This is a genomic window from Pontibacterium granulatum (assembly GCF_029961155.1).
GTDB lineage: Bacteria > Pseudomonadota > Gammaproteobacteria > Pseudomonadales > Balneatricaceae > Pontibacterium > Pontibacterium granulatum.
This window is the reverse complement of the sequence record NZ_JASBRH010000015.1, coordinates 47,929-66,763: the sequence shown is the minus strand read 5'-3', so window position 1 is coordinate 66,763 and position 18,835 is coordinate 47,929. Positions and strand designations below refer to the sequence as shown.

At 52.9% G+C, this 18,835-nt stretch carries 14 protein-coding genes; 9 read left to right on the top strand and 5 right to left on the bottom strand.

Annotation, left to right across the window (positions count from 1 at the left end):
• Positions 1 to 322: 322 nt before the first annotated feature.
• Positions 323 to 1,558: a Glu/Leu/Phe/Val dehydrogenase dimerization domain-containing protein gene (locus QKW35_RS14385; RefSeq protein WP_282354139.1), complete on the bottom strand. Its 1,236-nt coding sequence runs from the start codon at positions 1,556 to 1,558 to the stop codon at positions 323 to 325.
• 170 nt (positions 1,559 to 1,728) lie between these two features.
• On the bottom strand, positions 1,729 to 2,769 hold the full coding sequence (gene hppD, locus QKW35_RS14380) for a 4-hydroxyphenylpyruvate dioxygenase (protein WP_282354137.1): 1,041 nt from the start codon (positions 2,767 to 2,769) through the stop codon (positions 1,729 to 1,731).
• A gap of 477 nt (positions 2,770 to 3,246) precedes the next feature.
• On the opposite strand from hppD, the gene QKW35_RS14375 reads away from it, so the two are divergent.
• Positions 3,247 to 4,998, top strand: coding sequence for a putative bifunctional diguanylate cyclase/phosphodiesterase (locus tag QKW35_RS14375; protein ID WP_282354136.1), 1,752 nt, complete (start codon positions 3,247 to 3,249; stop codon positions 4,996 to 4,998).
• Between the two features lie 19 nt (positions 4,999 to 5,017).
• Here QKW35_RS14375 and QKW35_RS14370 read toward each other — a convergent pair whose 3' ends face one another.
• A complete protein-coding gene (locus QKW35_RS14370; protein ID WP_282354135.1) occupies positions 5,018 to 5,914 on the bottom strand; it encodes a LysR family transcriptional regulator in 897 nt (298 codons plus the stop codon).
• 845 nt (positions 5,915 to 6,759) lie between these two features.
• On the opposite strand from QKW35_RS14370, the gene QKW35_RS14365 reads away from it, so the two are divergent.
• From QKW35_RS14365 to QKW35_RS14350, 4 genes are all read left to right on the top strand, one after another.
• Positions 6,760 to 7,311 carry a ZIP family metal transporter gene (locus QKW35_RS14365; RefSeq protein WP_282354134.1) on the top strand — a complete coding sequence of 184 codons (552 nt, stop codon included), beginning with the start codon at positions 6,760 to 6,762 and terminating at the stop codon, positions 7,309 to 7,311.
• Between the two features lie 266 nt (positions 7,312 to 7,577).
• Positions 7,578 to 8,294, top strand: coding sequence for an ATP-dependent zinc protease family protein (locus QKW35_RS14360; protein ID WP_282354129.1), 717 nt, complete (start codon positions 7,578 to 7,580; stop codon positions 8,292 to 8,294).
• 9 nt (positions 8,295 to 8,303) lie between these two features.
• Positions 8,304 to 9,824: an inactive transglutaminase family protein gene (locus tag QKW35_RS14355; protein WP_282354126.1), complete on the top strand. Its 1,521-nt coding sequence runs from the start codon at positions 8,304 to 8,306 to the stop codon at positions 9,822 to 9,824.
• Positions 9,821 to 10,777 (top strand): alpha-L-glutamate ligase-like protein, encoded by a 957-nt coding sequence (locus QKW35_RS14350; RefSeq protein WP_282354124.1) that lies wholly within the window; start codon positions 9,821 to 9,823, stop codon positions 10,775 to 10,777. Before QKW35_RS14355 ends, QKW35_RS14350 begins: the two co-directional genes overlap by 4 nt.
• A gap of 40 nt (positions 10,778 to 10,817) precedes the next feature.
• On the opposite strand, the gene QKW35_RS14345 is transcribed toward QKW35_RS14350, so the two are convergent.
• Positions 10,818 to 11,675, bottom strand: coding sequence for a LysR family transcriptional regulator (locus QKW35_RS14345; protein WP_282354122.1), 858 nt, complete (start codon positions 11,673 to 11,675; stop codon positions 10,818 to 10,820).
• A gap of 128 nt (positions 11,676 to 11,803) precedes the next feature.
• Here QKW35_RS14345 and QKW35_RS14340 point away from each other — a divergent pair, with 128 nt between their 5' ends.
• Together QKW35_RS14340 and QKW35_RS14335 are read left to right on the top strand one after the other, a co-directional pair.
• Positions 11,804 to 13,018 (top strand): MFS transporter, encoded by a 1,215-nt coding sequence (locus tag QKW35_RS14340; RefSeq protein ID WP_282354119.1) that lies wholly within the window; start codon positions 11,804 to 11,806, stop codon positions 13,016 to 13,018.
• A 52-nt stretch (positions 13,019 to 13,070) separates the two neighbouring features.
• A complete protein-coding gene (locus tag QKW35_RS14335) occupies positions 13,071 to 13,430 on the top strand; it encodes a potassium channel family protein (protein ID WP_282354117.1) in 360 nt (119 codons plus the stop codon).
• 14 nt (positions 13,431 to 13,444) lie between these two features.
• On the opposite strand, the gene QKW35_RS14330 is transcribed toward QKW35_RS14335, so the two are convergent.
• Positions 13,445 to 13,918, bottom strand: a complete 474-nt coding sequence (locus QKW35_RS14330) for an Lrp/AsnC family transcriptional regulator (protein WP_282354115.1) — start codon at positions 13,916 to 13,918, stop codon at positions 13,445 to 13,447.
• 215 nt (positions 13,919 to 14,133) lie between these two features.
• Here QKW35_RS14330 and QKW35_RS14325 point away from each other — a divergent pair, with 215 nt between their 5' ends.
• Together QKW35_RS14325 and QKW35_RS14320 are read left to right on the top strand one after the other, a co-directional pair.
• Positions 14,134 to 17,616 (top strand): indolepyruvate ferredoxin oxidoreductase family protein, encoded by a 3,483-nt coding sequence (locus QKW35_RS14325; RefSeq protein WP_282354114.1) that lies wholly within the window; start codon positions 14,134 to 14,136, stop codon positions 17,614 to 17,616.
• 18 nt (positions 17,617 to 17,634) lie between these two features.
• The gene (locus QKW35_RS14320) at positions 17,635 to 18,834 is read left to right on the top strand and encodes an amino acid aminotransferase (RefSeq protein ID WP_282354113.1); all 1,200 of its coding nucleotides are present in this window, start codon (positions 17,635 to 17,637) and stop codon (positions 18,832 to 18,834) included.
• The last annotated feature ends 1 nt before the right edge of the window (position 18,835 follow it).

Below are 18,835 nucleotides of genomic sequence, written 5' to 3'. Positions count from 1 at the left end.
CCGGTTTTTTTTATTTCTTGTATTGGACGTAATTGCTTTGGGATTTTTTATGTGTCATTCCGCTTAGAGGACGGCATCCTTCACGGTTTGATTGTGGGAATGTGTCGCGGTCAGAGCTCGCTGCTACAACACATGCCCCTGTAGCAGCCCGCTCTGAGAGCGGCATCCCTCACCGTTTGATTGCACAAATTTGCCGCGGTCGGAGACCGCTGCTACAAAAGACATCACCCTGTAGCAGCCCTCTCCGAGGGCGACATACTTTGTGCTCGAAACACGCATAAAAAAGCGCCGGGGATAAACACCGGCGCAAAGCGTCGAAGGATTAATCCGTCAGCTGCTCCAGAGAGATCTCAAATGCGGTCTGCGCAACCTGAGTGGTTGCACGGGAGCGGTTGTGACACTGGAGCAGGGCGCGCTGAATGGTCTCGGACACGTCATTGAAGATGGCGCGGTCGGAGATTTCGATCTCGCTCTCCATCAGGAAGGCGAAAGCACGGGCCATACCACAGTTGGCTATGAAATCCGGGAGTACCGCGCAGTTCTGATCGGCGTACTCGTAGATCGGGCCGTAGAAAATTTCCGGGTCGTTGAATGGTACGTTGGCACCGCTGGACACCACTTCCAGGCCACCCTTGATCAGGCGGCTGATCTGGTCCTGAGTAATCAGACGGGACGCTGCACATGGCAGGAAGATGTCGGCTTCCAGATCCCAGATGCGGTCGTTTACTTCCTCGAATGTCAGCATGCTGTCCGCGGTCAGAGTGTTGTGCTGCTTGTTCATAAACAGGTCGGTTACCTGTTCAGCAGTCATCCCTTCTACATCGATCAGACCGCCGTTACGGTCGATAATACCCACCACTTTTGCACCGGCTTGCGCCAAGTAGTAGGCTGCAGCAGAGCCCACGTTACCCCAGCCCTGCACGATGACGCGTTTGTTTTGTACGTCACCGCCGTAGATGTCGTAGTACTTCACGACAGACTCCGCGACACCCCAACCGGTGATCAAGTCAGCCACTTTGTATTTGCGGCCGGAGTCCGGGGTATAGTGGCTGTCTTCTACGATCTTGGACACGCCCATGCGCAATTGACCCACTTTCTGGATCTGTTCGCTGGTGGTCGGTTTGAAGTGACCGTTCACCACGCCTTCCTGTGGATGCCACAGACCCAGGCTTTCGGTAATCGGGATCACTTCATGAACCTCGTCTACGTTCAGATCACCGCCGGTGCCGTAATAGGCTTTTAGCAGTGGTGCGACCGCCGCGTACCAGCGCTTCAGGACACCGTGTTTGCGCGGATCGGCTGGGTCGAAGTTGATACCGGACTTAGCACCGCCGATTGCTGGACCGGAAACGGTGAACTTTACCTCCATGGTTTTCGCCAGGGATTCCACCTCGTGGCGGTCCAGGCCTTTACGCATACGGGTACCACCGCCAGCAGCACCGCCGCGCAGGGAGTTGATCACTACCCAGCCCTGGGCTTCGGTTTCGGAATCGTTCCACTCGAACACAACTTCTGGTGGAGTGTTTTCGTAGTTCTGGAGGAGTTCTTTCATTTTCATGTTGTTATTCTGCTTTTCGTTGGGTGTTACAAGATGGCAATAAGCTCCCGCTCAGGCACGGCGAAGCCTGAAGTTCCGGTTTAACGCCGGCACCGTACCTGTCGGGAATTCTTTTAATATGTGGCTGGAAGCCAGACGGGCCGTAACGGTCCCGGCCTGTTTCAAAGAACTCAGATTACGCCGCGGCGTTCCTGATCACGCTCGATGGAGTCGAACAGTGCCTGGAAGTTGCCTTCGCCAAAGCCCTGGTTGTTCTTACGCTGAATCAGTTCGATGAAGATCGGACCAAACAGGTTCTTGGTGAAGATCTGCAGCAGGTAGCCAGAGTCGTCACCGTCCACCAGAACCTGGTGATTGTGAATACGATCGTGGTCTTCAATCACGTGCGGTACACGGTTGAACACTTCGTCGTAGTAATCGTCGTGGATATCCAGTGTGTCAATCACAGAACGGTCCAGTTTATCCAGGGAGTCCAGCAGGTTGTCGGAGCGGAACGCGATGTGCTGTACGCCCGGGCCGTTGTACATATCCAGGTATTCGTCGATCTGGTTGTTGTTGTCGTCTTTACCTTCGTTGATCGGGATACAGAAGGTGCCGCATGGCGACTGCAAAGCGTAAGACAGCAGGGCGGTTTTCTGACCCTTGATATCGAAGTAACGTACTTCCGAGAAACCAAACACGTTTTTGTAGAAGTCGGCCCAAGTCTGCATGGTGCCTTTGTAGACGTTGTTGGTCAGATGGTCGATGTTGATGAAACCTTTGTCTTCCACCAGTACCTGATCAGCCAGATCTTCGAAGTCAGCTTCGTAGATGCTGCCATGAGCACCGAACTTGTCGATAAAGTAGATCAGGCTGTCGCCAATGCCGTAGATCGCTGGATAAGGCAGATCCTTGCTGGCGTCGTCAACCGCTTTTGCGCCACGATCGATCGCAATTGCCAGTGCCTGTTCGGCATCGTCTACACGCCAGCCCATGGAGCTGATTGCAGGGCCGTGGGATTTAGCAAATGCCGCAGAGAAGCCCGCCTTCTCGTTGTTCAGCAGAAAGTGGATGTCGTTCTGGTTGTAATAAGTGATGTCCTTGCCCTTGAATGACTTCAGCTTGGAGAAACCAAATGCCTTGAACACATCATCCATAAACCCGGTATCAGGGCTGCAAAACTCCGTGAACTCGATACCGCGAAGGCCCAGTGGGTTATGTGAGTTGTTCATAGTCGTGTCCCATTCTTGATCAGTTATTGTTATCTGCTGGGACGAATCTGCTGGCTTAGCCTTTGCTGTGCGTCCCCGCGTTCTTGATATTTGTCATTGTTATGAGAAATCCCAACAATAAAAAGAATAATAATTGCATCAAGATGATCTAATAATGTGATTGACTGTTGCCGCTGCATGATCGCTTTATAGTTTTCAAAGGGATGGTGAGTGCTGGTATGTACCTATTGCTCTCTACACGTTTGTTTGAAATGTATGTTGTTTCAGCAAGCGATCATTTATCCAGAGCCACACCGTGAGGCCTTGAATCAAGATTTGGGTCATATCTTTGCTACAAATTCCGACCTTCTACCTAGTAATGATTGTTTAACTCAGGCTTCCGGTTTAAGGTCTTCTCTAACTTCTTTAGATCAGCAATTCTCCATCTGATTCCCAAGGAGGGAGACAATCCTTAAGCTGTTGTACTGGGTGTATTGAGTGAGTTTCTTCAAGATAGCGACACCAGTTTCCTATTTTGTGCTGGTGGTTCTCTGGTCGTTTATTATCTTTCTGTATCTGCGGATTCGTCGTCAGGGTGAAACTACGACAGCGATGAAGGTGCTACTGGGTGTGCTGGCACTGGATGCATTGCGCACTGTCTTTGAGAGTCTGTACTTTGGTGTGTTTCGAGGTGCGCAGGCTGGCTTCTTACCGACTGATATTGGCAAGATGCTGGCGATTCCTTCCATCGTTTTTATACCAAAACTGGTTAATATCGTTGTCGCAGTAACGGTGTTGCTTCTGCTGTTAAGGCAGTGGATGCCGCAGTTGGTTAAAGAACAGTACGATCAGAAACAGCAGCTAAAGCGGTTGAGTAAAGAGGTGCTCGAGCGTCAGCGTGTGGAGGAGGAGTTGCGACAGACTCAGGAGCACTTTCGCCATCTTGCTCATCATGACACTCTGACGGGATTGCCTAATAGAGAGCTGCTCCTTGATCGCATACAGCAAGAGATCTATAAAGCGGAACGTGCAGATAACACGCTGGCAGTCCTGTTTATCGATCTGGACCGCTTTAAGCAGATCAATGATTCGCTAGGGCACGCGGCTGGGGACAGCGTACTGGAAATAGCGGCAAGGCGGTTACAAGCATCAGTGAGGCATGACGATACGATTTCACGTATCGGAGGGGATGAATTTGTCGCCGTAATAAATGGCCTCGAAGACGTGCAGGAAATCGCCGATGTAGCATGCAAAATTCGGTGTGCGATGGAGGAACCCTTTGTCGTTGATCATCATCAGTTGTACATCTCCTGTTCAATTGGTGTGAGTCTTTTTGCTCAGGACGGGCAAGATCCGGAAACGCTTCTGAAACACGCCGACGCAGCGATGTATAGGGCTAAGCGCGAAGGTCGAAATACTGTTGAGTTTTACACTGAGGATATGACTGCCGAGGTCTTGAGGCGCATGATGTTTGCCTCCGAGCTGAGAAAGGCGTTGGAAGAGGATCAGTTTGAGCTGTTTTATCAGCCTCAGTTTGATCTGAACAACGGCTCGATAGTCGGTGTGGAGGCCTTGATTCGCTGGCGTCATCCGCAGCAAGGTTTACTATGTCCGGAAGCGTTTATACCCCTTGCCGAGGAAAGTGGTCTGATTGTCCCAATAGGAGAGTGGGTATTACGCCGCGCCTGTAAAACATTGCGTGCCTGGCAGGATGAGGGTGTGGATCTGGAACGCTTGGCGGTGAATATCAATCTCTCCAGTAAACAGTTGCGCTATGAGCATCTGGACGATCAGGTATTTGGCGTATTGGAGGAGTTTGGGATTGCCGCGCAGCACCTGGAACTCGAGATCACAGAAGGGACACTGATGCATGATCCGGTGGCCGCATCCCGAATATTAAAGCGGTTTATGGACGCGGGTATTGAGATTTCGATTGATGATTTTGGGACTGGGTACTCCTCCCTGAGTTACCTTAAACAGTTGCCGATCAATAAGTTAAAGATAGATCGCTCATTTGTTCAGGATATTCCTGAAAGCCAGAATGATATGGAAATCGCACGGGCCATCATTGCACTAGCGCGAAGTATGAAGCTCACGGTCGTTGGTGAGGGTATCGAGACGGTTGAACAGGCCGATTTCTTGCGCCGTGAAGGGTGTGATATCGGACAGGGGTTCTACTACAGCACCCCTATCCCGATGGATGAAATGGCTGCGTTACTTGGTAAGCAACTCGAGTTGGTAAGCCACTGACTACTTCGTCGTTAATCGGTTATTCGGCGAATGCAGAAAACTCGGTCAGAAGTTGATTCAGAATCAGTTCACCGGCTTTGCCCAGCGGCTGGTCGGTGGGGTAGACGAGCAGTGGCATAAACGAGGAACGTGAGCCACCCTCATAATCCAACTCTACCAGGGTGCCAGCAGCCAGTTCGCCGGCAATCAGGAAATCAGGCATCCAACCAAACCCCAGCCCCATCATCAAACCCGCTTTTTTACTCATAAAGCCATGCATGTAAAACACGCGGTCCCCGCCAAACTGGTGTTCGTCCAGTCGATCCGTAGATGTTTCGCTGGAGTCGTGGATGGTTAGCTCTACATGCTCCAGCAGATGGTTCAGGTTGATGTTACCCAGACTGGCCAGTGCATGCTCCCGGGCGGCGACCAGGACAAAGGTGATCTGTGGCAGTGGCACTGCTTTTAGGTGCGGAACGGGTTGGTAATCCTTCACCAGCATCATGTGAGCCTGATCCTGCTCGAAACGCTTTTGTACGCCACGCATCGCTTCGACCTTGACCTGTATTTTCGTGGGTATCTCCCGATCAACCAGCACTTTCATCGCTTTCATGACCGGTTCCATCGGCAATGATGCATCGATCACTAAGTCGAAGTTGGGCTCCCAGCCCTCGGAGTAATGGTCCGCCAGCTTCTCGATACGGGCTGCCTGTTCCAACAGACGCTTGCCCTCTATCCACAGTGCTTTCCCTTTAGGGGTCAGTTCTGCGCGGTAGCTGCTACGGTCGAAAATGGTAACGTCCAACTGGTCTTCCAGTTTTTTGATCTGGTAACTGATTGCTGATTGTGCCTTGTGCAGACGGTTGGCGGCTTTGGCGAAGCTGCCCTCTTGTATAACAACGTCTAATACCCGCAGTGCTTCAATATCCAGACGCATAGGTGTGTTGGCTCCATCATGATTTGGTTTTAGGTTATCAGTAAATTTGATGGAGTTGGTAGATAATATATTCTTTCTATCGTTGTTTTGATTCTCTACATTGGGTGTCCTCAATGACTTTTCGGGGGTATTTGTATGCCCGTGAGGTTGTTGGGACGTGCTTTACCGGCTCTGTAACGCACGGCTCTCACACAAAAGACGACACAGAATAACAATAATGCTATGACTTACATCGACGTATCGACAGCGCCGAGTTCAGCTGTCGCCCATCCGGCAGGTCTGGTCAATCTGTTCGATTCCTTTTCGTTCAGCCTTCGATCAAACAACACGTTGCGCAGATAGGTGTTGTGCTGGAGGTCTGAATCAAAAAATCCTGCAACCGGTGCTGGCTGAGGCACCGACTAAGACAATTAGGGGCGTCCGGCGCCTCCGTCGGCCCGGCCCGCAGGACTTGCTTTGTCATCACACCTGTATAGAGGCACAAAAACCGCAGACCCTCGGTTAGTGTCTTCCATCAGTGGTACTGAATAACGTTACCGCGTTTTAAGGAGGCTTCGGCCTCCTTTTTTTATCTCGCGCGGATGGCGCCAATGTATCGTCCTTGATACACATAGCTGGTCTGGCGGTGTAATGTTGGTGTTACACAAGCATGTTTTGCGAGGCATATCAGGGTGATACTCGATCTACTTTTTATTGTGCTGCTTACAACGATAGCAGGGGCCTGTATACCACTTGGAGGGTATCTGGCGAGTTTCGAGCGGATTCTGCCAAACTGGTTGGACAAAGAGTTCAGGCATTTCACGATTGCCTTGGGGGGAGGAATTCTATTGGGTGCGGTGGCATTTGTGCTTGTGCCCGAAGGTATTGAGAGCTTGAACGGTTCCATGATGGCAATTCCCGTACTGCTTATGGGTGGCATAGCGTTTTTTGTGATTGAAAGGGTTTTGGGCCTGCGTAGGCGTGAGTCGCCCCAGTTGATGGGGATGGTACTGGATTACGTGCCAGAAGCCGTAGCGTTGGGAGGGCTCATGGCGTTGGGATCACCGGTTGCTGCGTTATTGGCTGTGCTGGTGGGATTGCAGAATATACCGGAGGGATTTAACGCGTATCGCGAGCTTTACGCCCAGTATTGCAGCCCGGTGAAAACCATGGCGATCATGAAAAGCCTGGTCGCTTTAGGTCCGATTGCGGGCCTGAGCGGATACTTCTTTCTGGGCGAACACCGCTACGTACTTGGCCTGATTATGCTGTTTTCATCCGGTGGCATTCTTTATCTGGTGTTTCAGGACATTGCACCTCAGTCCCGTTTGAAGAAGCATTGGGCTCCCCCATTAGGCGCGGTAGTCGGGTTTTGTGTGGTGCTTTTTAGTCAGATGGTGCTGGAAGCATACGGTTAACAGACAACCTGGAACGAGCTTACAGCTTCGGCGTTCTGTAGATCGATCATACCCGTGCGCCTGCACCTGTTGGCATACCGTATGAAGCTGGCTACGTCAGGTGGACCCTCGTTAAGAGGAGGAAGCGTCATTGTTAAAGCGTATGGTGAGATTAACGCTGGAGGTATGTTGAACTATCCTTCAATACAAGGCTTAACCTAAGCCCTGAGTGCGCCGCAGTCTTTCAGGTGTCGCTCGGCAATCCGATCTATCGACGGAGTTATACGATGAGAGCATTAATAATGCTGCTCGCGATACTCTTGCTTGAAGGATGCATAGCAACAGAGCGTTTACAGCGTGACACCATAAAACTGGCACAATCGGCTGATCAGCAGTGCCGCGAATCTCTAGTGCGGATTGAAGAGCTGATCACCGCCCAGGAAAACACCACCAAAGCGATTGAGCGGGAGGCAGAGTCCCGTGAAGCGCTGATACTTACCCGCAAAACGGCACCTCCAGATTGTCCCAAAATTCGTGAATCTCTACGGAACAAGACCATTGTGGGCGCAGTTGAGTGGGCCGTTATTGATTTGGGAAATGAGCAGCTCATCGCCAAAGCGCGCATGGATACAGGTGCAGCGACATCATCGCTGGGGGCAACAGATATTGCCGAGTTTGAGCGTAACGGTAAGCGCTGGGTTCGGTTCAAACTCGCCGACGGTCGCACAATCTCGCAACGGTTGGAGCGCTTCGTCAACATTCGTCAGGCGGCAGCAAGCGAAAGTAATAAGCGTCCGGTTGTGAAGCTCGGCGTTAAGATCGGTGAAATCGCTTATATCGGCGAATTTACCTTAGCGGACCGAAGCCACCTGAAATATGAGGTTTTGATTGGGCGCAATGTGCTGCGTGACCTGATGGTTGTAGATGTGGCGCGCCTGTACGTTCAGGGGAGTAAGCCTCAAAGCGCCAAGCCAGATAATGGCAAACAGGCCCTAAGGCAGTAAGGGGGCGATATGCAAGAGCGAATCCCCTTTTATATTCTGGTCCTCCTGTTGATCTGCATCGGTCTGGGAAGTGCGATATACCGCCACTTAAGCCTTGAGATCCCTTGGCTGCCCGGTGAAACCCGCGAAATTTGGAGCGTAGAGGCGCGGTTGGAGTTTGTGGCTGATGGGGATGCGGTTGTCGCCCAAATGGCTATTCCGGACACGCAACCAGGTTTTACCTTATTAGAGCAAGCGACTGCGTCTCCGGGATATGGGCTTAGTTATCTGACCGAAGAACAGCTTCCGGCTGTACGTTGGTCAGTGCAGAAAGCGTACGGCAAGCAAGTGTTGTATTACCGGGCGACGTTTTTGTTGGACAGCAAGCAGACCGAGGCTTGGCCTCCACCCCCTGAGGTCCTGCCGGCGCCTATCCTTCCGGAGCCTATCACGCTGGCCGCTTTGGCGATGATCGAGCAAGCGCAGGCACGGTCGGCTGATCAGATAACCCTGGCAGCGCAGTTGATGAATGCATTGGGATCAGAGGATCAGCAGGTGGCTTTGTTACGCCAGAACCGGAGCCTGGCCGAGGCTGCATTGTTGCTGATGCAATTCGCGTCCATTCCCGCGCGTCAGGTCACAGCAGTTCCCCTAAGACATAACCGCCGAAATCAGGACAGTGTGCCGTATCTGATGGTCTATTCCGGTGATCAGGTGGCGTTCTTCAACCTGGAAACCGGCAAGGAGGGGAGACCGGCTCGATTATTGATATGGGAGATGGAGGATCAGCCGCTGATTGATCTCGTGGGTGGTTCAAATACCCGGGTGAGTTTTTCAATGTTGCGGGAGGTGGTAAAGATACAAACCGCATTGGAAGAGAAATACGCGGATGTCAGTGCAATGCAGGTTTCGTTGCACAGTTTACCGCTTGAAGAACAGAAGCTTTTTCGTGGGCTTTTGCTGATCCCGGTCGGCGTTGTGGTGGTGATGATTATGCGTGTGCTGGTGGGCCTGCGAACTTCGGGTACGTTCATGCCTGTGTTGATGGCGTTGGCATTGATGCAAACAACCCTTGGCGCAGGTCTGGCGGGGTTTGTGTTGGTTGTGATGACCGGTTTGGTGGTACGAGGATACCTGTCACGGCTTAATCTGCTATTGGTCGGCCGTATCAGTGCGGTGATTATCGTTGTCATCCTGCTTACGGCGACCTTCTCGGTGATCGCCTACAACCTAAGGATTGTCGAAGGCCTCAATATTATCTTTTTCCCGATGATCATTATCGCCTGGACCATCGAACGACTGTCGTTACTGTGGGAAGAGGAAGGCCCTAAAGAGGTACTCAAGCAAGGTGGGGGCTCACTGATCGTAGCGCTGCTTGCGTATACCTTGATGTCCAATCACTACATACAGCACCTGACCTTCAACTTCCCCGGATTACAGTTTGTGCTCCTGGCGATAGTGCTGATTCTGGGTAGCTATACGGGCTATCGCTGTATTGAGCTGATCCGGTTCAGTCCATTTAACAGCGCTGACCAGGAGAAGGGTAAATGAAATGGCTGATCTCACCACGGCGACTACGCGAGCTCGGTGTGCTGGGAATGAATAGGCGTAATATTGAGTATATCGGCGGTCACAATGAACGCAGGCTTTTCCCTTTAGTGGATGACAAACTCAAAACTAAAGAGTTGGCGATTAACGCTGGTTTAAACGTACCTAGGCTGGTGGGGGTTATTAGATACCAGCACGAGATTCATGACATTGAGACGCTTTTGCATAATCAGGCCGCGTTTTGCATCAAACCGTCCAAAGGCAGCGGTGGCAAAGGGATCTTGGTGATCCATGATCACGATGATCAGCAGTATTATAAACCGAACAATCAGGCGCTCTCCCTGGCTGATATCCAGCGCCATACCTCTAATATCCTCGCGGGACTGTTCTCCTTGGGTGGGCAGCCGGACAAGGCTATCATCGAAGATCTGATCCACTTCGATGACCGGTTTATCCGTTACAGTTATGAAGGCGTGCCGGACATTCGAATAATCGTATTTCGTGGTTTTCCGGTCATGGCAATGACGCGTTTATCCACGGCGGCTTCCGACGGCAAGGCAAACTTGCATCAGGGAGCCGTAGGCGTGGGGATTGATATCGCCACAGGGTGCGCATCGCATGCAGTTCAGTTTGACCGACCTGTAACCCACCATCCCGACACCGGTACAGCCTTGGAAGAGGTTGCAATTCCGGATTGGCATCACCTGCTGTATATGGCCGCTCGTTGTTTCGAAATGACAGGGCTAGGCTATCTTGGCGTCGATGTGGTCCTGGACGCTTACAAAGGGCCGATGCTGCTGGAGTTGAATGCTCGTCCGGGGCTGGCGATTCAGATTGCGAATCATCAGGGATTGAGGCTCAGACTAAAGACCATTTCTAAGATGGAGTCGCTCGCTCTGACACCGGATGATCGAGTGGCGTTTGTGCAGAGCCGGTTTGGTGTGCCTGTTAACTAGTTGGCTTTAATGTACAAGATTGCGGGGGCGTGCACTCTAGTCAGTGCAGTGCACCGTTAGTAGCCCCCTCCCGAATTGTATCGCACAGTCTGAGAGTGGCTTCATTTGCGTGATCCGCAACGAAGAGCGTGGTGTTGGTTTTGGGGAGGGCTGGTAAGCCTGACTCAATGATCGAGATGCCCTGTTCGACGGTTGAACGAGGGAGGACCCCCACACCAATACCCGCCCGGACAGCGGTCAAAATACCCGCCCGGCTCTGGGTGCTAAATGCGATGCGATAGTTTATTTTCGCTTGCTTGAGTGTGCTCTGCGCGCATTCCCTGTGGTAGCAGCCTTCAGGGAATACGGCCAGAGGCAGTGGCTCACGCTGCTCCACTTGATGAGTCTGTGACCGTACCCAAACCAGCTCGTCCAGCGTCAATCGTTCTCCACCTTCTGAGAGCAGTGGCATCTCTACCAGCGCGATATCCAGTTTGCCGTCGTCCAGCATTTTTTTGAGTTGCTGAGGGCGATGGTCGCTAAAGACTTCCAGGTTGGCTTCCGGGTAGGAGTGGACAAAAGCTTCAAGTATTGGTGTCAGCACACGCGTTGCGTACTGATCGTGGGTGCCAAGGCGCACCGTGCCGTTGATAGTGCCATGCTGGTAGTTGCCAACGATCTGGTCATGTAGGTTGATCAACTGGCGGGCGTCGCTTTCAAGTTGCCGGCCGGCTGCCGTCAGTTTTACACCGTACTGCCCGCGTTCCATTAAGGTTGCGTCCAACAGTTGCTCCAGCCGGTTCAACTGCATGCTGACAGTTGAAGGGGCTTTGTGGAGTAGCTGAGCGGCATTTGTCAGATTAAGCGTGCGCGCCACGGTGACAAATGTTCTGAGCAGTGTGATTGGCAGGTCTTTCATTAGGATTCAATTTTGTTGAAGGTAGGGGTCAATATAATTAGATATATTGAATGCGGTCAAGCATTCTAGAATGCGCTTCCTACTTGCCGCAATTGTGTCGCGGTATTTTCTTTGTGGAGGCAGCTGTGATGAAGATGACAGTTATATTGGGTTCGAACCAGGTGCTCAGTCATGGGTTTGGTGTGTTTCTGTTTGCGGCCCTGTTCCCGTTTATGCGCGATACACTCGGTCTGACCCATTGGCACTTGGCTGCAGTTGGAATAGCAACCCAGGCTGCGTACCTGTCGGGCGCCTTGTCTGTTGGCTTTCTGGGGCGCTATTTTACACCTGAAAAGCTTATCCTGATGGCGGGGGGCGGTAGTTCGCTTCTGCTGCTGTCTCTCTCCTTCACATCGAGTCCACTGCTGCTTATCCCAGTTCTGTCACTGCTGGCCTTCAGTGCTGCAGTGTGTTGGAGCGGTATCGTGGGATTGATCAGTCAACATGTAGCAGAGGATAGGGCCGCTTTGTCTTTGGCAGCAGCGGGAAGCGGTACAGCTTGGGGGTATGGTATCAATGGATTGATTCTTATCTGGTGGGTGCCGATCTGGGGATGGCAAAGTGCATGGGTGATGGTGGCCGGTGTGGGTGCTGCGGTGGTGTTGGTGACAATTCAGATGATGCGTTCGCTACCGGCTCATGCATCGCCTTGCCAAAATTACAAACTCGCCGAATCTGAAACTGCGGTGCTTTCGACCCGACAGCTATTCAGAGCATTTCTGACGGAAAGGCGGGCCTTTTTGAGTTGTCTGATCTATTTTCTGATTGGCCTGTGCTGCATCACCTTCAGCAGTTGGCTTAACGCCTATCTGGATGAGCTGGGGCAATCTGAAACGCTGGCGGGGCCGACATGGACCATGTTGGGCGTGAGTGGAATGGTTGCGGGCATCACCGCAGGATGGCTGGCTGATCGTAAGGGCCATGTGACCGCGTTGCTCATAATGTCTTTGGGTTTTGCGTTTGGGTTGGCGGCTTTCAGTTACGATCCGGTTGAGTATGCGCTTGTCGTGGGCGCCGGTTATGGGCTGATGTATTTTCCAGTCTGGGGCATCGTCTCTTCCTGGGTTGCACAGCGTTACTCTCCGATCGCCACGATGCAACTTAGTGGATTGGGGATGGTGGCGTCTGCCTTGGGGGGAAGCGCTGGTAATCTGGCAGCAGGTTATATTCAGAACCTCACCGGCTCTTTGTCTTTTCTCTATCTTGTTCTGGCGGTGGCCGGGGCTGCAATGGTCTGCGTGACTGGGTTTATGGCCTGGCAGCAACAGAGGGGCGCTGATGCCCTGGGGTTATGCCGGAGTTAATTGGCAGGTAAACGAGGCGGTTTAGCGGTTTGTAACAGCTACACTTGAGGTTATGGAATTTTCGCTAACCTTTATGCAGCTGTTCTTTTGGGGCGTCTATCTTGCGTCACCGCTGCTTCTTATGCTCGGCACATTGATCGTGTTGGTGGGGCAGGTCGTCGGCCGCATAGAGGGCTGGGGGCGGTTTGATGCACTCTATTGGTCGTTTATCACCGCGCTAACTGTAGGGTACGGCGACATTCGGCCTATGCGGCGGGTATCGCGTGTTCTGGCCGTGATCATCGCTTTTCTTGGGATTATGCTAACGGGAATATTCGTCGCGATCACCGTCGCGACGGCTCAGTCAGCGTTCAACACAAGTATCGATCCGGAGGTTTTGCGGATGATTCAGGAGCGATTTAATTCACACTAAACGCGCTGTTCATCTTAAACAGTGTCGACCGGAATGGCGGTCTCATACTTCACCTCACGCAGTGCAAAGTTGGATTTCACCTGATTAACGCCCGGTAGGGTAAAGATGTTTTCATTCAGAAACGTATCGTAGGCGGCCATGTTAGGGATGATCACACGCAGTACGTAATCGGCATCCCCTGTCACTGCATAGCACTGCAATACCTCCGGGCACGCTTTCACTGCTGCTTCAAACTCTTTGGTGTGGTCCTGCTGGTGGCGAATGAGTGTCACCATGATCAACACACACAGGTCATAGCCCATCGCTTCCGGGCTGATAAGTGTGGTGTGCTTTTTCAATATCCCACGTTCATCCAGTGCCTTTACGCGACGCCAGCACGCGGCGGTGGAGAGACCTACCTGATCGGCCAGTTGTTGGTTGGAGATGCGACCATCCTCTTGAAGGGTTTTCAGAATAAGGCGGTCATAACGATCGAGTGTTTCAGACATATATTCACTGATTGTTGTTATTGTGAAAGATTGTTTCGTTTAGGCGCCTTTAAAGTTTAGATCTTTTCTTATTTAAAGGGAATTGATATCCATTTCGAAAGCACCTTTCTCCTAAAACCTCATAGACTATTTCTCAAATTGATGGCGATTGATCCAGATCAATAACTCGGACCCCGCCAGATAAGAATAAAAAACACATTGTTGAGGTATATGGCATGGGCCATGACAAGAGCCAGGTGCAGAGCCCGGAGCAAGGCTCTCTGGACAACTACTCCCTTAAAGACCGTTACACCCGTGAAACCGGTCGTGTCTTCCTGACCGGTACGCAAGCGCTGGTGCGATTGCCGATGATGCAGCGCCAGCTGGACCGCAAGAACAATCTCAATACCGCAGGCTTTATCAGTGGCTACCGTGGTTCTCCGCTGGGTGGGTATGACCAGGCTCTGTGGCAGGCAAAAGACCTTCTTAAAGATCACGATATCGACTTCGTACCTGCGATCAACGAAGAGTTGGGCGCGACCATGGTGTTGGGTACCCAGCAGGTGGAAACCGATCAGGACAAAAATGTCGATGGTGTGTTTGGTATCTGGTACGGCAAAGGACCGGGTGTGGACCGTGCCGCAGACGCGCTAAAACACGGCAACACCTACGGCAGCTCGCCAAACGGTGGTGTGCTGGTGGTAGCCGGTGATGACCACGGTTGTGTGTCCTCCAGTATGCCGCACCAGTCCGACGTGGCCTTCATGGCGTGGTTTATGCCAACCATCAACCCCGCGAGCATCTCTGAGTATTTCGAGTTTGGCCTCTGGGGATTTGCCATGTCCCGTTTCAGCGGCATGTGGACTGGTTTCAAGGCGATCTCCGAAACCGTTGAGAGCGCTGCATCCGTGCAGATTGACGAGCTGCCAACGTTCAACATTCCTGAAGACTTCGAGGTGCCGGACGGAGGCTTGCACTACCGCTGGCCGGACCTGCCAGGGCCTCAGCTGGAAACCCGTATCGAGCACAAACTGGCGGCAGTCGCTGCCTTTGCCCGCGCCAACCCGATCGATAAGCGTATTTACGACAACGACAATGCCCGCTTTGGTATCGTCACCACTGGTAAAGCGCACCTGGACCTGATGGCAGCGCTTGAGCTGCTGGGCCTGGACGAAGAAAAATGTCGCGCGCTGGGCTTGGATATTTACAAAGTCGGTATGGTGTGGCCGCTGGAGCGCAGTGGTGTGATGGACTTTGTCCGCGGCAAGCAGGAAGTGCTGGTTGTCGAGGAAAAGCGTGGCATCATCGAAAGCCAGATCAAGGAGTACATGTCAGCGCCGGATGAGACCATCAATGTCACAGTGGTCGGTAAGCGCGACGAAAACGGCGAACCACTGATCCCATACGTGGGAGAGCTGGGGCCGAACATGTTGGCGCGCTATGTGGCTGATCGCATCACCAAACTCTTGGGCGATGATTTCCGAGAGCAACTGGCTGAGATCGGCGTGCGCGGCAGTTCCGTGTGTGATCCGGGTGGTGTGCGCCGTCTGCCGTACTTCTGTTCCGGCTGTCCGCACAACTCCTCCACCAAGGTACCTGAAGGCAGTCGCGCTCAGGCGGGCATCGGCTGTCACTTTATGGCCTCCTGGATGAACCGCAAGACTGAATCCCTGATTCAGATGGGCGGAGAGGGTGTGAACTGGATCTCCAAGTCCCGTTATCTCGAAAACAAACACGTATTCCAGAACCTGGGTGAAGGTACTTATTTCCACTCGGGTTCCCTGGCGATCCGTCAGTCACTGGCGGCGGGCACCAACATCACCTACAAGATCCTGTTTAACGACGCGGTGGCGATGACCGGTGGCCAGCCGGTTGACGGTGTGATCACTGTACCCGCGATTGCCAACCAGGTATTCGCAGAAGGAGTTAAACGGATCGCGATTTTGAGCGACGAACCGGAGAAGTTCAGCGATAAGAGTATCTTCCCGTCCGTTGCGACCTTTCATCACCGTGATGAGCTGGACACAATCCAGCGAGAGCTGCGGGAGATCCCGGGTGTGACCGTACTGATCTACGACCAGACCTGTGCCGCAGAAAAACGTCGCCGCCGTAAGCGCGGCCAGTTCCCGGACCCTCAGCGCCGTGCCTTCATCAACCACAATGTGTGTGAAGGTTGTGGTGACTGCTCGCAGCAATCCAACTGTCTGTCGGTGATCCCGCGTGAGACAGAGCAGGGGCGTAAGCGTCGTATCGACCAGTCCTCCTGTAATAAGGATTTCTCCTGCGTGACCGGGTTCTGCCCAAGCTTCGTCACCATCGAAGGTGGTCAGCTGCGCAAGGGCGGCGGTGTCTCTATCGGTGAAGCGTTCCATCAGAAACTGACGGCACTGCCTAAGCCTCAAGTCGGTGAACTGAACAAGGTCTACAACCTGCTGGTGGGTGGTGTTGGTGGTACCGGTGTCGTAACCGTCGGTGCGCTGATCACCATGGCGGCGCATCTGGAATCCAAAGGTGCGACTGTGCTGGACTTCATGGGGTTTGCACAGAAGGGCGGTACCGTACTGAGTTATGTGCGCTTGGCGCCACAGCCGGACGCTATCCATCAGGTGCGGATTGAAACCGGTCAGGCCGATGCGATGATCGCCTGTGACATGGTTGTTGCCACTTCTGATAAGGCGTTGAGTGTGCTGCGCAAGGATCATAGCCGTGCGGTGTTGAATCTGGCCGAGATCGCCACTGCGGACAACGTGCTTTATCGCGATGCCGATATGCAGTCCACCCGCCGTGTGCGTATTCTGGGCGAAGCAGTGGGCGACGACCGTCTGTCTCAGATCGATGCCAACCGTCTGGCGGAGGCGCTGTTGGGCGACACCGTGTTCTCCAACGTGATGATGCTGGGCTTCGCATGGCAGTCTGGTCTGGTACCGGTATCGCTGGAGGCACTGCTGAAGGCGATCGAACTGAACGGCGTTGCGATCGATAAGAACAAGACCGCGTTCAACTGGGGCCGTATCGCGGCGGTTGAGCCGGCGTTTGTCAAGCAGTCAGCCGGTTGCCACAAGCCTGCACCGGAACTGACGCTGGATGAGCAGATCAGCCGGAATACCGCATTCCTGACCAAATACCAGGATGAAGCATACGCGGCACGTTACCGTGAACTGGTGAACAACGTTGCAGGTGCAGAAAGCGCGCTGGGTGTAGATTCCCAAGCGCTGACCGAGGCTGTAAGCAAACAGCTGTTCCGTCTGATGGCGTACAAAGATGAATACGAAGTAGCGCGTCTGTACACCGACTCCGACTTCCTGAACGAAGTGAGCGATACCTTTGAAGGCGATTACCGAATCACCTTCCACATGGCGCCGCCGTTGCTGGCACGCAAGCAGGATGCACAGGGGCGTCCGAAGAAGATGACCTTTGGCCCGTGGATGCTTAAAGCGCTGGGTACCGTCGCGAAGATGCGTAAGTTGCGTGGTACCAAGCTGGATATCTTTGGTTATCACCCGGATCGTAAGCTGGAGCGTCAGTTGCGTGACGAGTACATCTCACAGGTCGAAACGCTGGTTACCCGTCTGAACACGCAGAACTACCAGACCTCCATCAAGCTGGCTCAGGTCCCGGATGAGATTCGTGGCTTTGGTCCGGTTAAAGAGCAGGCAGCGAAGCAGGCGCGTCAGCAATCCGAGGAACTGCTGGCTGCATTGAACGGACTGGGCGTATAAGCGGATAGGAATAAAGTTATGTTTGAAGCACTGAAAGCGATTCCACAAGACCCGATTCTGGCGATGATGCTCAGCTACCGGGAAGACACCAATCCCAACAAGATCGATTTGGGAATTGGTGTATACAAAAATAATCAGGGACACACGCCGATCATGCAGGCTGTTCAGTGGGCGGAGTCCCGCCTGCTGGAGCGTGAAACTACTAAAAGCTACACCGCACCAGCAGGATCTCCACTGTTTAATGAACTGGTGAGCAAGTTGGTGTTTGGTGCCGATCATCCTGCGCTGAGCGACGGTCGTATTGTCTCTGCCCAGACCCCGGGTGGTTGTGGTGCGTTGCGTATGGGGGCTGAGTTCCTGCGTGGCTGCAACAGTGAAAGTCGGGTGTGGGTGAGTACACCAACCTGGGCCAACCATGTGCCATTGTTGGGTGGCGCGGGCCTCGAAATTGTTGAGTACCCGTACTACGACTATGAAAACAAATCGATCCAGTTTGATGCCATGCTGGATTCACTGGAAGGTGCCAAGGCTGGTGATTTCGTGTTGATTCACGGATGTTGCCATAACCCAAGTGGTGCCGACCTGAGCCGTGAGCAGTGGGATGCTGTGGCTGACGTGCTAGAGCGCAAAGGGCTGATCCCGTTTGTGGATATGGCTTACCAGGGGCTGGGCTCCGGTATCGATGAGGATGCGTACGGCGTACGGATGCTGGCTGCGCGAATGCCGGAGATGCTGGTGGCTACCTCATGCTCCAAAAACTTCGGTCTTTACCGCGAGCGAACAGGAACACTGTTTATCGTAGGGGCGAATGCAGAACAGACCCGTAATGCAGGCAGTCAGTTGTTCAGTAAAATCCGTAGCCACTATTCGATGCCGCCGTCACACGGTGCAGCAATCGTGGAAACCATTCTGGCGGATGAAAAGCTGGAAACGCTGTGGCTGGATGAACTGGAAGGGATGCGCAATCGCATTCAGGAATTGCGTCAGGGGTTGGTAGCAAAGATTGCCGCTTCTGATATCGAGGGGGACTTCAGTTTTATCCAGCAGCAGTTTGGTATGTTTTCCTTCTTGGGTATCACGCCAGAGCAGGTTGAAGCGCTGCGGACCCAGCACAGTATCTACATGATCGACTCCAGTCGCATGAACGTTGCCGGGCTTAACGATCAGTGTATGGATTACTTCGTGGATGCACTGAACAAGGTGTTGAAGGGCCGCTGAG